Genomic DNA, 1,028 nt, shown 5'->3' with positions numbered 1-1,028 from the left:
GTGGGCGGTGTAGTGGTTGTGGGAGCGGTAGATGGTGATGGGGTTGGTGGCGGTGGGGTTGAGGGTGGTGGTGTCGCGGGTGTCGCGGGTGTTGGTGGTGCGGAGTTGGATGTCGAGGGTGTGGGCGAGTAGGGGGACGAGGGATTCTCCGTAGTCGGTGTTCCAGCTGTCTTCCCAGGTGAGGGTGGCGGTGTGGAGTGCGGTGTGTTCCTGGTGGGTGAGGGGGGCGTGGTAGTGGAGTTCGGCGAGCAGGGAGACGAGGGTGTCGTGGTCGGCGTGGTTGGCGAGTTCGGTGATCATGGTGTCGGGTTGGACGGAGTTGGTGTCGAGGTGCCAGCCGATGTGCTGGTAGGCCTGGCCGAGTTCCATTCCGCCGATGTTGGTGAGGGCGTGTAGGTAGGCCTGGCGTAATGCGACGTGGTCGGTGGGGTCGGTGGGTGGGGTGATGCCGTGGCCGGTGAGGTAGGCGCGGGCGGCGGGTTCGTCCTGGGGATCTAGTCGCCAGCGCACGGCCGTGGTGGCTTGGTCGCGGGTCTGGCCGGGGTTGAGGCGTTGACGCAGGCTGGTGTAGTGGTCGGCGAGGATGTTGAGTGGTAGGTGCTGGCCGTCGCCCTGGGCCCACAGGGTGGTCAGCCCGGTGACGAGTGTCTCGTTGTCCATGGCGTGCAGCCGGTTGTAGACGGTGGCCTGTTGCTGGCCGCGGTAGGCGCGGGCGATCTCGGGAGGCAGGCCTGCGGGATTGTTCTGGTAGGCGGCCAGCCGGTCGGCGACCACTTTGATGATGTCGTCTTGGAGGGCTTTGAGTTCTCTGCCTTGTGGGCGTGTGGTGTTGGGGTCGTCCAGGAACCGGGCCAGACGAGAAATCGGGTGGATCCGGCTGTGGGTTTGCAGGTGGAGATAGACGGCGGTGCGTGCCTGCGGGGTCATCGACCACAGCACCGAGGTGATCAGGCACAACCCATCGGCCGGGGTGTCGATGAACCCCGGCAAAACACCACTCTCCGTGGCCGGAGTAGTGACAGGTGCGA

The 1,028-nt window shown here is 65.7% G+C and carries 1 protein-coding gene; it reads right to left on the bottom strand.

Annotated elements, in window-relative coordinates; genetic code table 11:
* On the bottom strand, positions 1-990 hold a 990-nt coding region (locus tag FKR81_RS44235), incomplete at its 3' end, for a hypothetical protein (RefSeq protein ID WP_186763529.1).
* Positions 991-1,028 lie beyond the last annotated feature (38 nt).

This window comes from Lentzea tibetensis, from assembly GCF_007845675.1.
In the GTDB taxonomy this organism is placed as follows: Bacteria; Actinomycetota; Actinomycetes; order Mycobacteriales; family Pseudonocardiaceae; genus Lentzea; species Lentzea tibetensis.
The sequence above is the reverse complement of the archived record's forward strand: the minus strand, read 5'-3'. Positions and strand labels throughout refer to the sequence as shown.